General features: G+C 65.8%; 15 protein-coding genes. 9 read left to right on the forward strand and 6 right to left on the reverse strand.

Translation table 11 applies throughout. The features are described 5' to 3' along the window. Positions 1 to 11: 11 nt before the first annotated feature. On the forward strand, positions 12 to 530 hold the full coding sequence (gene tssJ / locus J8I35_RS05450) for a type VI secretion system lipoprotein TssJ (RefSeq protein ID WP_209924724.1): 519 nt from the start codon (positions 12 to 14) through the stop codon (positions 528 to 530). Continuing rightward, positions 527 to 1291, forward strand: coding sequence for a hypothetical protein (locus J8I35_RS05455; RefSeq protein ID WP_209924725.1), 765 nt, complete (start codon positions 527 to 529; stop codon positions 1289 to 1291). Before tssJ ends, J8I35_RS05455 begins: the two co-directional genes overlap by 4 nt. Positions 1292 to 1379: 88 nt before the next feature. Here J8I35_RS05455 and catC read toward each other — a convergent pair whose 3' ends face one another. Genes catC through J8I35_RS05470 form a run of 3 tightly spaced genes read right to left on the reverse strand, consistent with a single transcriptional unit; the run spans position 1380 to position 3782 of the window. Then, a complete protein-coding gene (catC, locus tag J8I35_RS05460) occupies positions 1380 to 1670 on the reverse strand; it encodes a muconolactone Delta-isomerase (RefSeq protein ID WP_209924726.1) in 291 nt (96 codons plus the stop codon). Between the two features lie 43 nt (positions 1671 to 1713). Then, positions 1714 to 2616, reverse strand: coding sequence for a catechol 1,2-dioxygenase (catA, locus tag J8I35_RS05465; protein ID WP_209924727.1), 903 nt, complete (start codon positions 2614 to 2616; stop codon positions 1714 to 1716). A 32-nt stretch (positions 2617 to 2648) separates the two neighbouring features. Further along, positions 2649 to 3782, reverse strand: coding sequence for a muconate/chloromuconate family cycloisomerase (locus J8I35_RS05470; RefSeq protein ID WP_209924728.1), 1134 nt, complete (start codon positions 3780 to 3782; stop codon positions 2649 to 2651). Positions 3783 to 3873: 91 nt separating this feature from the next. On the opposite strand from J8I35_RS05470, the gene J8I35_RS05475 reads away from it, so the two are divergent. Next, positions 3874 to 4764, forward strand: a complete 891-nt coding sequence (locus J8I35_RS05475) for a LysR family transcriptional regulator (protein WP_050017395.1) — start codon at positions 3874 to 3876, stop codon at positions 4762 to 4764. A 146-nt stretch (positions 4765 to 4910) separates the two neighbouring features. On the opposite strand, the gene andR is transcribed toward J8I35_RS05475, so the two are convergent. Then, positions 4911 to 5876 (reverse strand): anthranilate 1,2-dioxygenase regulatory protein AndR, encoded by a 966-nt coding sequence (andR, locus tag J8I35_RS05480; protein ID WP_209924729.1) that lies wholly within the window; start codon positions 5874 to 5876, stop codon positions 4911 to 4913. Between the two features lie 213 nt (positions 5877 to 6089). Between andR and andAc the strand changes: the two genes are divergently transcribed. The 5 genes from andAc (at position 6090) to J8I35_RS05505 (ending at position 10804) form a co-directional block, all read left to right on the forward strand. Further along, entirely contained in the window at positions 6090 to 7361 is a 1272-nt protein-coding gene (gene andAc / locus J8I35_RS05485; protein ID WP_209924730.1) for an anthranilate 1,2-dioxygenase large subunit AndAc, read from the forward strand. A 14-nt stretch (positions 7362 to 7375) separates the two neighbouring features. Continuing rightward, on the forward strand, positions 7376 to 7852 hold the full coding sequence (gene andAd / locus J8I35_RS05490; RefSeq protein WP_006479528.1) for an anthranilate 1,2-dioxygenase small subunit AndAd: 477 nt from the start codon (positions 7376 to 7378) through the stop codon (positions 7850 to 7852). A gap of 17 nt (positions 7853 to 7869) precedes the next feature. Continuing rightward, complete coding sequence (gene andAb / locus J8I35_RS05495; RefSeq protein ID WP_124553930.1) at positions 7870 to 8196, forward strand: anthranilate 1,2-dioxygenase ferredoxin subunit AndAb; 327 nt, start codon at positions 7870 to 7872, stop codon at positions 8194 to 8196. Then, the gene (gene andAa / locus J8I35_RS05500; RefSeq protein ID WP_209924731.1) at positions 8186 to 9406 is read left to right on the forward strand and encodes an anthranilate 1,2-dioxygenase system ferredoxin--NAD(+) reductase; all 1221 of its coding nucleotides are present in this window, start codon (positions 8186 to 8188) and stop codon (positions 9404 to 9406) included. The genes andAb and andAa overlap by 11 nt, the downstream gene beginning before the upstream one ends. 111 nt (positions 9407 to 9517) lie before the next feature. Continuing rightward, positions 9518 to 10804, forward strand: a complete 1287-nt coding sequence (locus J8I35_RS05505) for a DUF445 domain-containing protein (RefSeq protein ID WP_069618588.1) — start codon at positions 9518 to 9520, stop codon at positions 10802 to 10804. Between the two features lie 53 nt (positions 10805 to 10857). On the opposite strand, the gene J8I35_RS05510 is transcribed toward J8I35_RS05505, so the two are convergent. Both J8I35_RS05510 and J8I35_RS05515 read right to left on the reverse strand, forming a co-directional pair. Further along, positions 10858 to 11157 carry an addiction module antidote protein gene (locus tag J8I35_RS05510; RefSeq protein ID WP_050017389.1) on the reverse strand — a complete coding sequence of 100 codons (300 nt, stop codon included), beginning with the start codon at positions 11155 to 11157 and terminating at the stop codon, positions 10858 to 10860. 3 nt (positions 11158 to 11160) lie between these two features. Then, complete coding sequence (locus J8I35_RS05515; RefSeq protein ID WP_050017388.1) at positions 11161 to 11499, reverse strand: type II toxin-antitoxin system RelE/ParE family toxin; 339 nt, start codon at positions 11497 to 11499, stop codon at positions 11161 to 11163. Between the two features lie 383 nt (positions 11500 to 11882). On the opposite strand from J8I35_RS05515, the gene J8I35_RS05520 reads away from it, so the two are divergent. Beyond that, entirely contained in the window at positions 11883 to 13523 is a 1641-nt protein-coding gene (locus tag J8I35_RS05520) for an acetolactate synthase large subunit (RefSeq protein WP_089489109.1), read from the forward strand. Positions 13524 to 13550 lie beyond the last annotated feature (27 nt).

Raw genomic sequence — 13550 nt, forward strand, 5'->3', positions numbered from 1 at the left:
CCGGAGTCTTCATGTTCTATCGAATGAGTGCGGCTACGGCTGCCGCCGTATTGCTTCTGTCGGGCTGTGGTGCGTGGCAGTCGGTATCGGACGCGTCGTCGAATGCCTACCGCGCAGTGTTTTTCAAGCAGGTGAAGGTGCTTGATGTCGATCTGACTGCGCGTGCCGCATTGAATCCGGACGACGTAGGACGGCCCACGTCGGTTGCCGTGCGCGTCTATCAACTGAAGGATCGCAAGGCGTTCGATGGGGCGTCGTATGACGATCTGCTGAAGAACGATCGGACTGTGCTGGCTCAGGATCTGCAAGCGGATATGTCGGCTGTTGTGAACCCCGGCGCCTCGTCGAGCTTGTCTCAACCGATGCAACGCGAGACGGAGTATGTGGCGTTCGTCGCGTTGTACCGCGTCCCCGGAGCTGCGGCAGACTGGAAGCGGGTCATCGAGAAAAAGAAGCTTGATCCGGATAAGCCTCTACGTCTCGGCTTGACGTCGAATGGATTGCAAATGACGGGGGATAGGTCGAAATGAAAGTCGTGCAACCCATTCGGAGCGGGAACAACCCATTCACGCTGTCTAAACGACTCAGGCTGGCAGTTTTGCTTGGCGTGATCGTGTCCGCTCACGCGGTGGCTCGTGATGTGCCGTCTCCATCCATTGCGCCGCTCGCTGGAAAGCCGGACGGCTTCGTTCCCAAAGGCTGGAAGCTGGAATTTCAGACGAAGGGCGACCTGAACGGCGATGGCCGCGACGATCTTGTGCTGGTCTTACGTGACAATGATCCTGCGAACGTGATATCGCATGACGGCATGTGCGAGAACCCGTTCGACGCGAATCCGCGCATTCTTGTCGTTGCCTTTGCGCAGCCGGATGGCCGGTACGCTGTCGCGTTGCGAAACGATACGCTCATACCGGTCCGGGAATCTCCCTGTCTCGCGGATGCTCTGGAAGAGGGGAACGTGATTGTCGACCGGGGCGCGTTGCGGGTCACGCTGAGTCGCTTTGCCAGTGCTGGGAGTTGGGAAATGGGATCCACCACCCATACGTTCCGGTGGCAGGACCGAAATTTCATGCTGATCGGCTATGACAACTTCTCGACGATGCGCAATACGGGCGTCGTACGAAACCTCAGTGTGAACTACTCGACAGGCAAGGCCAAGATATCGATCGGAAATGTGTCCGACGACCGCGAACGTACACGCTGGGTAAAGCTGCATACGCAGCGTCGCTGGACACTGGAGCAGATTGGCGACGGCTTCGAGTTTTCCCGGTCGCTGCCGAGCATCGAATAGTCGTCGATGCTGGCGTGCATGGCGTCATCACGACGCCATGTTCTCCGACCCATGCGCCGGACAACCGGCGGCATGGGCTGCACTGGGATCACCGGTCATCTTCCCGCACCGAAGAAGGATGCCGGCACAGCGCCCGCACTTCCATCTCCATATACGGGAACAGCGGCAGCTGGCTCAGCAGGTCATGCAGTTGCTGCACGCTCTCGACGTCGAAAATACTGACGTTCGCATACTGCCCGGCGATTCGCCACAGATGACGCCACGTCCCTTCGTTCATCAGCCGCTGGCACATCGCCTTCTCTTCCGCCTTCAGCGTGGCCGCCTTGACCGGATCCATGTCCGCCGGCAGGCGAACGGTCATTTCCACATGAAACAGCATCCTGCACTCCTTGCGTTGTCGATTCGTCGAACGGGAAGGGCGCTCACGCCTGCGCGCGGGCCCGCTCGACTTCGCTGCCCGGCACGTCCTGCTTGTCCTTGAGCAGCGAGAAGTCGAAGTCGATCAGCGCGAACTGCCCGTCGACGCCGTACGGCTTGCCTTCCGCGCCCTCAGCCTGCTTGACCGGCGGGATCAGCCCGTCGCGCGTCGCGAACGCGAAGTCGTCCCACAGATGCGGATCGCCATCGATGTTGATCTGCGTCGTCAGCTTACGATAACCGTCCGCGGAAACGAAGAAGTGGACGTGCGCCGGACGATGGCCGTGGCGGCCGAGCTGGTCGAGCAACTGCTCGGTCTTGCTGCCCGGCGGCACGCTGTAGCCGACCGGCAGCACGCTGCGGAAGCTGTAGCGGCCTTCGGCATCGGTGCGGATCGAGCGGCGCAGGTTGAACGCGGGCTGCGACGCGTCGAAGTACGAGTAATTGCCCAGATGGTTTGCATGCCACACCTCGACCAGCGCGTTCGCGAGCGGCGCGCCGTCCTGGCCGAGCACCCGGCCGCGCATGATCAGCGTCTGGCCCGGATCGGTGCCGTCGTCGAGACGCGCGTGGCCGACCGATTCCGGCGCACCGGCGACATACAGCGGCCCTTCGATCGTACGCGGCGTGCCGCCCTGGATGCCGGCCTTCGCCTCGGCTTCGTCCATCCGCACGTCGAGGAAGCGCTCGAGGCCGAGGCCCGCGGCGATCAACCCGAATTCGCGGCCGGCTTCGTTCAGGAAGTTGAGCGCGGTCCAGAACTCGCTCGGCTGCACGTCGAAGTCCTCGATCGTGTAGCAGAGGTCCTTCACGATCCGGTTGACGATCGCGCGCACGCGCGGGTTGCCGGGCTTCTCGGCGGCGTCGTCGAAGGTCTTCAGCAGGGCGTCGATGGCTTGCTTGTTCATCTGTGTCTCCGGTTTCGGTTGTCGTGTGGGGATCAGTGGGCGTCGCGTCGCATCCGTTCGATGCGGGCCCAGTCGAAGGTGATGCCGAGGCCGGGCGTCGCCGGCAGATGCAGCTTGAAATCCTGGTAGCGCAGCGGCTCGACGAGGATCTCCTCGGTGAGCAGCAGCGGGCCGAACAGTTCGGTGCCCCATTTCAGCGAGTCGAACGTGCTGAACAGTTGCGCGGACGCCATCGTGCCGGCCGCGCCTTCGAGCATCGTGCCGCCGTACAGGTCGATGCCGGCCGCCGCCGCGATCGACGCGACGCTCGCCGCGCCCTGCAGGCCGCCCGATTGCGCGATCTTCACCGCGAACACGTCGGCCGCGCGATCCTGCGCGAGCGCGAATGCATCGACGGGGCCGTGCAGCGCCTCGTCGGCCATGATCGGCACCTGTGCGAGTCGCGTGAGGCGTTTGAGCCCCGCGCGGTTGGTCGCGGCGATCGGCTGCTCGACCAGGCTCACGCCGGCTTCCGCCAACCGCGCGCAGGCCCAGATCGCATCGGTCTCGCTCCAGGCCTGATTCACGTCGACCCGCACGTCGCCGCGCTCGCCGAGCGCGCGCTTGATCGCGACCACATGCGCGACGTCGTCGGCGACCGCGTTCGAGCCGATCTTCAGCTTGAACGCGCGATGGCGGCGGGCATCGAGCATCGCTTCGGCTTCCGCGATGTCGCGCTGCGTGTCGCCGCTCGCGAGCGTCCATGCGACATCGACCGCGTCGGTCCGGCGTCCGCCGAACAGTTCGGACAGCGGCACGCCGAGACGCTGCGCGTGCGCGTCGAACAGCGCGGTCTCGATCGCGCACTTCGCGAAGCGGTTGCCCTGGAACAGCTTGCGTGCCCGTGCCATCGCGGCGCCCGGACGCGTCGCGTCCATGCCTTGCAGCAGCGGCGCGAAGTAGGTATCGATATTGACCTTGATGCTTTCGGGGCTCTCCTCGCCGTACGCGAGGCCGCCGATGGTCGTCGCCTCGCCGACGCCTTCGATACCGTCCGTGCATCGAATTCGGATCAGTACGAGCGTCTGGCAATTCATCGTCGCGACCGACAATTTGTGGGGCCGGATCGTCGGCACGTCGACGAGCAACGTCTCGATGCGTTCGATGGTGGCGGCAGTTGCTATCATGCGATTCCTCCTGTTGGTGCACATGGTAGGAATTCCCGCCCCGCGTCGTCCAACACTCTTTCCGACTACTTCCATACCTTCGAGGCATGAAATGGAATTGCGCCAGCTCCGTTACTTCATCGCCGTCGCCGAGGAAATGAACATCACGCGGGCCGCGGAGCGCCTGCACATGACGCAGCCGCCGCTGAGCCGCCAGCTCCAGGCGATCGAGGAAGAGATCGGATTGCCGCTGTTCGAGCGCGGCGCGCGGCCGCTGAAACTGACCGATGCCGGGCGTGTGTTCTATGCGCAGGCGAAACGTCTGGTCGACCAGGCCGACGAACTGGGGCCGCTGACACGGCGGCTCGCGCAGTCGTCGGAGCGGATCGTGATCGGCTTCGTGCCGTCGGCGCTGTACGGCGCGCTGCCGGACGTGATCCGTGCGTTTCGCGAGGCGCAGCCGGACGTCGAGCTGTCGCTGATCGAGATGTTCACGCTCGAACAGCTCGGCGCGCTGAAGGGCGGGCGGATCGACGTGGGGTTCGGCCGCCTGCGCTTCGACGACGACCAACTGGTGCGCGAGGCGCTGATCGAGGAAAAGCTGATCGCGGCGCTGCCGGTCGGGCACCGGCTCGCCGATCCGGCCCGGCCGCTGACGCTCGCGGATCTCGCGAACGAGACGATGATCGTCTACCCGAGCACGCCGCGGCCGAGCTTCGCCGATCAGCAGTTGTCGGCGTTGCGCGACGGCGCGGTCGTGCCGGCGGCCGTGCACGAGGTGCGCGAGCTGCAGACGGCGCTCGGGCTCGTCGCCGCGCAGGTGGGCGTGTCGCTGGTACCGGAGAGCGTGGAGGGCGTGCGCGTGAAGGGCGTCGTCTATCGGCGCTTGCCGGAGCCGGGCGCGACGTCGCCGATCATCATGAGCCGCCGGCTGCATGGCGAAAGCGCGGCGACGGCCGCGTTCTGCGCGATCGCGCGGGAGATGATCGTGCCGGCGGCGTGACGTCATGAACTGCAACTAACGGTCGATCCCGGACGCGCAGCCGAATTCCGACAGGGCGGTGCGACGAGAGCCGTTCCGGCACGGTCAAAGCCGGCGAGTAAGCCGCCGCGTGGTGAGGGTGGTGCGCAAGCGCAGCGGGACGACCGTCACGCCTGACGCTGCGCGTCGAGCGTTTCCGACGGCGATTCGCCGAACCTTTCCCGATATGCGATCGCGAACCGCCCGAGATGGGTAAACCCGCAATCGAGCGCGATATCGGCGATCCGCCGGTCGGCTGCCGCGCCGCGCAGCAGTTCGCGCGCGTGCGCGAGCCGCGTCGCACGCAGGTATTGCATCGGGCTCATCCCGCGGAATTGCAGGAACGCGTCGCGCAGCGTCCGTTCGGGCACGTTGGCGGCCTGGACGATATCGGCAAGCTGCAGCGGCTGCGCATAGTGCGCATCGACGAATTCCTGCGCGCGCCGCACGAAGCCCGGCGCCGGGTCGCGGTGCGACGCCTGCAGCACGGACGGCGGATGGCCTTCGATCAGCAGGTCGATCAGCAGATGCTCGAGCTGCGTCGCGACACGCGGGTTCGCGTTCGCGCGTTCGAGCAGCTCGGGCGACCGCGCGACGAGCATCAACTGCTGGCGCCACGCGGCGAGCGCGGCGTCGCTGACGTGCAGCACCGGGTCGAGCGTCGTGCGCGGGTCGCCGGTCAGCGCGCCGACGGTCGCCGCGTCGATGCGCAGCACGAACTGCTCGCAATCGGCCGACAGCACCGCGTCGAAGCGTTCGCCGGGCGCGCACAGCACGCCGGTCTGCCCGTCGACGCCGAGCTGCCGCCCCATCGCGCGCACTTCGGCCTGGCCGGACAGGCAGAACATCAGCAGGTAATAGCCGTCGACGGCGTCGACCTGCACGCGCATCGCGTCGCCGAACGCGATCGTGCCGATCCCGAGCCCGCCCAGCCGGACGAAATCCATGTGCGACGCGCCCCGTACGCGGCCGCTCGGCAGCAGCGCGTGCGGCTGCATCACGCGCGAGATCCGCTCGCGCGTCTCGTCGAGATCGCGGGATTCGAACAGCCGGTGCGCGCGCAGCGCGAGCGGCTCGAACGACGTTGGGGACATGGGCCTCAGCCTTGGTATGGACGACGCGCGCTTCGATCCGACGAATGGGTCGCGATCGTGCGCCGGGTCGCGTGTGCCGTCATGCTAGCGCAGAAATCCGCCGAAAGTGGATATTGCGCCGCCGCAATCGCACTTTCCGGATAGACGCCGAATATTAGCTTTTCAAAAATCGGCTCCATGCATTCAACGCAACGGATCGACAAGGAGTCCGACATGGAGCAGACAGAATCGCCCGTCGTTTTCGCCTCACGCGGCGACGCATCCGACGTGAGCTTCCCGCACGACGACGGCTCGCGCGTGCCGTACAAGGTGTTCAGCTCGCGGGCCGTCTACGATCGCGAGCAGGAACGCATCTTCCGCGGGCCGACGTGGAATTTCGTCGCGCTCGAAGCCGAAATCCCGAACGCCGGCGACTTCAAGAGCACGTTCGTCGGCGACACGCCGGTGGTCGTCACGCGCACCGAGGACGGCGCGCTGTCCGCGTGGGTGAACCGCTGCGCGCACCGCGGCGCGCAGGTGTGCCGCAAGTCGCGCGGCAACGCGAGCTCGCACACGTGCGTGTATCACCAGTGGAGCTTCGACAACCAGGGCAACCTGCTCGGCGTGCCGTTCCGGCGCGGCCAGAAGGGAATGACCGGGATGCCGGCCGATTTCGATCCGAAGCAGCACGGGCTGCGCAAGCTGCGCGTCGACAGCTATCGCGGGCTCGTGTTCGCGACTTTCAGCGATGAAGTCGCGCCGCTGCCCGAGTATCTCGGCGAGCAGATGCGCCCGTGGATCGACCGGATCTTCCACAAGCCGATCGAGTATCTCGGCTGCACGCGCCAGTATTCGAAATCGAACTGGAAGCTGTACATGGAGAACGTGAAGGACCCGTATCACGCGAGCATGCTGCATCTGTTCCATACGACCTTCAACATCTTCCGCGTCGGGATGAAGGCGCGCTCGATTCCGGATGCGACCCACGGGCTGCACAGCATCATCACGGTGACGAAGACGGGCGACGATACGTCGGCCGCGTACAAGCAGCAGAACATCCGTTCGTTCGACGAGGGCTTTCATCTGGAGGACGAATCGATCCTCGATCTCGTGTCGGAATACGACGAGGACTGCACGAACCATATCCAGCCGATCTTCCCGCAGCTCGTGATCCAGCAGATCCACAACACGCTGGTCGCGCGGCAGATTTTGCCGAAGGGGCCGGACAACTTCGAGCTGATCTTCCATTTCTTCGGTTATGCGGACGACACGCCCGAGCTGCGCGCGCTGCGCATCAAGCAGGCGAATCTCGTCGGGCCGGCCGGCTACATCTCGATGGAGGACACCGAAGCGACCGAGCTCGTGCAGCGCGGCACGGTGCGCGACGCCGATGCGACGTCGGTGATCGAGATGTCGCGCGGCAATCCGGACCAGCAGGACACGGTGATCACCGAGAGCCTGATCCGCAAGTTCTGGGTCGGCTACCAGAAGCTGATGGGCTATTGACGCGGGAGCAAAAAATGACGGAAGACATGAAGACGTGGTTCGAGATTTATATGCTCCAGAACCGCTATATCGGGCACCTCGACAACGATCGGCTCGAACACTGGCCGGAGATGTTCACCGAGGACTGTACGTACGAAATCGTGCCGAAGGAGAACGCCGATCTCGGGCTGCCGGTCGGGATCGTCCATTGCACGAACCAGCGGATGCTGCGCGACCGCGTGGTGTCGCTGCGGCACGCGAACATCTATGAAGAGCACACGTACCGGCACATGACGTCGGGCCTGACGATCGTCGCCGAACGCGACGGCGAGTTCGATACCGAGAGCAACTACGTGGTCGTGCAGACGCGCAGCAACGGCGAATCGAACGTGTACCAGGCCGGCAAGTACTACGACACGGTCGTGCGTACGCCGGACGGGCTGCGCTACAAGACCAAGCGCGTGATCTACGACACGTCGCGCGTGCAGACGCTGCTCGCGACGCCGATCTGACGAAGCAAGGAATCGACATGATTGAAGCAACGCTGGCCGAGTGGCATCCGCTCGGCGCTTTCGACGAATTCTCCGAAGACGAACCGGCGGCGCGCGTCGCCGGCCAGAAGCCGATCGCCGTGTTCCGGATCGGCGACGAACTGTTCGCGATGCACGACCTGTGTTCGCATGGTCACGCGCGCTTGTCCGAGGGCTACGTGGAGGACGGCTGCGTCGAATGCCCGCTGCACCAGGGGCTGATCGACATTCGCACCGGCGCGCCGAAATGCGCGCCGATCACCGAACCGGTGCGGACCTATCCGATCCGGATCGTCGACGGGCAGGTGGAAGTCAATGTCGGCTGACCCGTTCGTGATCGTCGGCGCCGGCCACGCGGCGCGGCGTACGGCCGAAGCGCTGCGCGAACGCGATGCGGCGGCGCGTATCGTGATGATCGGCGCGGAGCGCGAGCTGCCGTACGACCGGCCGGCGTTGTCGAAGGATGCGCTGCTGACGGACGGCGGCGAACAGCGCGCGTTCATCCGCGATGCCGCGTGGTACGACGCGCAGCGCATCGAGTTGCGGCTCGGCACGCGCGTCGATGCGATCGAGCGCGATGCACGGCGCGTGCGGCTCGACGACGGTGCGTCGTTACCGTACGGCAAGCTCGTGCTCGCGACGGGTTCGCGCGTGCGCACGTTCGGCGGGGCGATCGACGAAGGTGTCGCCGTGCACTACGTCCGCACGGTCGACGATGCGCGTGCGTTGCGTGCGCAACTGGCGCCCGGGCGTCGCATGGCGGTGCTCGGCGGCGGCTTCATCGGCCTCGAAGTCGCGGCGGCGGCGCGTCAGCTCGGCTGCGACGTGACGGTGATCGACCCGGCCGCGCGCTTGCTGCAGCGCGCGTTGCCGGAAGTGGTCGGTGCTTATGCGCGTCGGTTGCATGACGCGCGTGGCGTGAACTTTCAGATGGCGACGCTGCCGCGTGCAATTCGTCGCGCGCCGGGCGGTGGCGCGATCGTCGAGACCGATCGCGGCGACGTGCCGGCCGACATCGTCGTGGTCGGCATCGGCGTGGTGCCCAACGTCGAGCTCGCGCAGGCGGCCGGGCTCGACGTCGATAACGGGATTCGCGTCGACGCGGGCTGCCGCACGGCCGATCCCGCGATCTTTGCGGCGGGCGAGGTGACGATGCACTTCAATCCGCTGCTCGGGCGGCATGTGCGGATCGAATCGTGGCAGGTGGCCGAAAACCAGCCGGCCGTCGCGGCCGCGAACCTGCTCGGCGCCGACGAGCGCTATGCCGAGCTGCCGTGGCTGTGGTCCGATCAGTACGACTGCAACCTGCAGATGCTCGGGCTGTTCGGCAACGAACGCACGATCGTCGTGCGCGGCGATCCGGCGAGCGGGCCGTTCACGGTGTTCGGGCTCGGCGACGACGGGAAGATCGTCGCGGCGGCCGCGGCGAACCTCGGGCGCGACATCGGCGCGTCGCGACGGCTGATCGCCGCAGGCGCGGTGCCCGATCCGGTGAAGCTGGCCGACCCGGCGGTCAATCTGAAGACGTTCATGTAGCCGCGCGGCGCGGGCGGCACGCATGCATCGTGCACGCCCGCGCCGGCTACGGGTTTGTCGGTGGCGTCGAAATCGGGGATATTAACGGCATCGCCGATCCGCCCGTCCTCCATGACGCCAGACAAAGCCCTCGAACTGAAACGCAGCAAGCGCCGCGCGCTATGGCTGCTGCTGGCCGCCGTCGCGGTGTTCGTCACGACCATCCTGCTGCCGCGCGGCCCGTGGGTCGACGGCTTCAAGGCGGTCGCCGAAGCCGCGATGGTCGGCGCGCTCGCCGACTGGTTCGCGGTCGTCGCGCTGTTCCGCCGCGTGCCGATCCCGTTCGTGTCGCGCCATACCGAGATCATCCCGAAGAACAAGGACAAGATCGCCGACAACCTCGCGGTGTTCGTGCGCGAGAAATTCCTCGGCCCCGACGCGCTCGCCGCGCAGATCCGCCAGCACGATCCCGCGCAGAAGCTCGGTGCATGGCTCGGCGAGCCGGCGAACACCGACGCGCTCGGCGGCTACGTGACGAAGCTGATGAGCTTCGCGCTCGACATGACCGACGACGCGCGGATCCAGTCGTTCGTCCACGATGCGTTCCGCGCGGTGATCGACCGGGTCGACCTGTCGCAATCGGCCGGCGCGATCCTCGACACGCTGACGAAGGACGGCCGCCACCAGGCGCTGCTCGACGACGCGATCGAACAGGTGGTCGACGTGCTCGACAAGGAAGAAAACCGCGAGGTGATCGCGGGTTTCATCGTCGAATGGCTGAAGACGCAATATCCGAAGGTCGAGAAGATCATGCCGACGCAGTGGTTCGGCGAAAACGGCGCGCGGATGCTCGCGAGCGCGGTGAGCCGCGTGCTCGAGGGCGTCGCGGCCGACCCCGAGCACGAGCTGCGGCAACGCTTCGACCGGACGGTCGTGCGGCTGACCGAGCGGCTGAAGCACGACCCCGCGTTCATCGAGAAGGGTGAGGAGATCAAGCGCTATATTCGCGACGGCGATGCGTTCAACGACTACGTGCGCGATTTGTGGGACCAGTTGCGCGCGTGGCTGAAGGCCGATCTCGCGCGCCCCGATTCGGCGCTGCACCGGCAGGCCGCGACGCTCGGCGGCTGGCTCGGCGCACGGCTCGCCGAGAGCCCGGCGCTGCGCGCGTCGCTGAACGAGCACGTCGAGAAGGCCGTGCACGAGATGGCGCCCGATTTCGCCGATTTCCTGATGCGTCACATTCGCGACACGGTGCGCAACTGGGATGCGCGCGAGATGTCACGACAGATCGAGCTGAACATCGGCAAGGATCTGCAATACATCCGCATCAACGGCACGCTGGTCGGCGGGCTGATCGGGCTCGGGTTGTACCTGGTGTCGCTCGCGCCGCGCTGGGCGGCCGGGTGGCTGCACTGACGCGGGCACGCGCGTTGCGCCCGCGCCGCGATGCGCTGCGGTGCGTGGCCGGGTTACGCGGCCGCCTTCGCGCCGTGCAATTGCAGGCCGAGCGCCTTGATGACTTTCAGGATCGTGCCGAAGCTCGGATTGCCGTCGTGCGACAGCGCCTTGTACAGCCCTTCGCGCGACAGGCCCGCATCGCGCGCGACTTGCGACATGCCGCGTGCGCGGGCGATCACGCCGAGCGCATGCGCGATGAAGGCCGGATCGTCGCCGCCCTCCTGCAGGCATGCGTCGAAGTACTCGGCCATGTCGTCTTCGGTTTTCAGGTGTTCGGCCGAATCCCACGGCCGCGTGTTGATCTTGTCCATCGTTCACTCCATGTCGAGGTGCGCGAGCATTGCGTGCGCGGCGCGTATGTCGGCCCGTTGCGTCGATTTATCGCCGCCGCAGAGCAGGATCACCCATATCGTTCCGCGCCTCGCGTAATAGATGCGATAGCCGGGGCCGTGGTCGATACGCATTTCGACGACGGGGGAGCCCGCGGATTTCCAGTCGCCCGGATTGCCCATCGACAGGCGGTCGATGCGCGCCTGGATGCGGCGCCGGGCAAGGCGATCGGGCAGTCCGGCAAACCAGGCGTCGAAGACGTCGGTGGTCCGGATGCTGTACGTAGGCGCACTGTAGGGCACGGATTGCAGGATGTCAACCATGGTTCACATGTTCGATGAATGGAATCGGTTGCGCCTACCGTAGCGCCGCGCGCGTCGTTTGAGGTCGAATTGGCCGTCAGGCCGATCCCGTCGCGAGGCCGCAGCCGGCCATCCGGCCGAAGCCGGAATTCCGCGAATCCGTCTACAATCAAAAGCGTCTTTGCCGCCCGTGCGCGCCCGCCGCGTGCGGGCGAGTCCGTTCGTCCTCCGGCATCCGGAGGCGCCGCCGCGCGTCACGCATCGACCATCGAGCATCGTGTGTTGCGCGGCGAGCAGTGCCGTGGTCTGTGTCCAGTAGGTAAGGCGTCCGCGTGCCGTAGGCCGGCGCGCGTCCTGAACGCCGCGTGTCCGTAGGCCGGGCAGGCGGCATAACCGAGAGTCCCATGAAAGCATCGGATCTGTTCGTGAAGGCGCTGGAAGCCGAAGGCGTCGAGTACGTGTTCGGCATTCCCGGCGAGGAAAACCTCGATCTGCTCGAATCGCTGCGGCGATCGAAGATCAAGCTCGTGCTGACCCGGCACGAGCAGGCGGCCGGGTTCATGGCCGCCACCTACGGCCGCCTCACGGGCCGCACCGGCGTGTGTCTTGCCACACTCGGCCCGGGCGCGACGAACTTCGTGACGGCCGCCGCGTATGCGCAGCTCGGCGGGATGCCGATGCTGATGATCACCGGGCAGAAGCCGATCAAGTCCAGCAAGCAGGGCCACTTCCAGATCGTCGACGTGGTCGACATGATGCAGCCGCTCACGAAGTTCACGCGGCAGATCGTGTCGATCGGCAACATCCCGTCGGCCGTGCGCGAGGCGTTCCGCCGCGCAGAGGAAGAGCGCCCGGGCGCCGCGCACCTCGAACTGCCGGAAGACATCGCGCACGAGGAGGGCGACGGCAAGCCGATCCCGCGCAGCTACAGCCGGCGGCCGGTGGCTGAGGAGAAGGCGGTCGCGCATGCGGTCGACGCGATCCAGGCCGCGCGTCATCCGCTGTTGATGATCGGCGCGGGCGGCAACCGCAAGACCACCTGCAAGATGCTGCTCGAATTCGTCGACAGGACGGGCATCCCGTTCTTCACGACGCAGATGGGCAAGGGCGTGATCGACGAGACGCACCCGCTGTGGCTCGGCAACGCGACGCTGTCCGACGGCGACTTCGTGCACCGCGCGATCGAGCACGCGGATTGCATCATCAACGTCGGCCACGACGTGATCGAGAAGCCGCCGTTCTTCATGCGCACCGACGACAAGACCGTGATCCACGTGAACTTCCTCGGCGCGCAGGTCGATCCCGTCTATTTTCCGCAGATCGAGGTGGTCGGCGACATCGCGAACGCGGTGTGGCAGATGAAGGAAGCGGTGACGCCGCAATCGCACTGGGATTTCGAGCGCTTCAGGATGATCAAGGCGCATTTCGACGCGCATCTGCAGAAAGGGCAGCACGACCCGCGCTTTCCGATGTATCCGGTGCGGATCGTCAACGACCTGTACAACGCGTTGCCGGTGGACGGCATCGTCTGCCTCGACAACGGGATGTACAAGATCTGGTTCGCGCGCTACTGGCGTGCGCACGAGCCTAACTCGCTGCTGCTCGACAACGCGCTCGCGTCGATGGGCGCCGGCCTGCCGTCGGCGATCGCGACGAAGATCGTGCATCCGCAGCGCAAGGTGATCGCCGTGTGCGGCGACGGCGGCTTCATGATGAATTCGCAGGAGCTCGAAACGGCCGTGCGGCTGAAGCTCGACATCGTCGTGATGATCCTGCGCGACGACGCGTTCGGGATGATCCGCTGGAAGCAGGAGAACATGAATTTCCCCGATTTCGCGATGACGCTGCAAAACCCCGATTTCGTGTCGTACGCGCAAAGCTACGGCGCGCACGGGCACCGCGTCGAGTCGGCCGACGATCTCGAGCCGCTGCTGCGCGAGTGCTTCTCGTCGCCGGGCGTGCACGTGATCGACGTGCCGATCGACTATTCGGACAACGAGCGCGTGTTGAACCGCGAGATCAAGCGTCTGTCGGCGCAACTTTGAATTCCCGTTCACAGGAAGGAGTCGTTC

Source organism: Burkholderia sp. CpTa8-5 (genome assembly GCF_017815045.1).
GTDB classification, from domain to species: Bacteria; Pseudomonadota; Gammaproteobacteria; order Burkholderiales; family Burkholderiaceae; genus Burkholderia; species Burkholderia sola.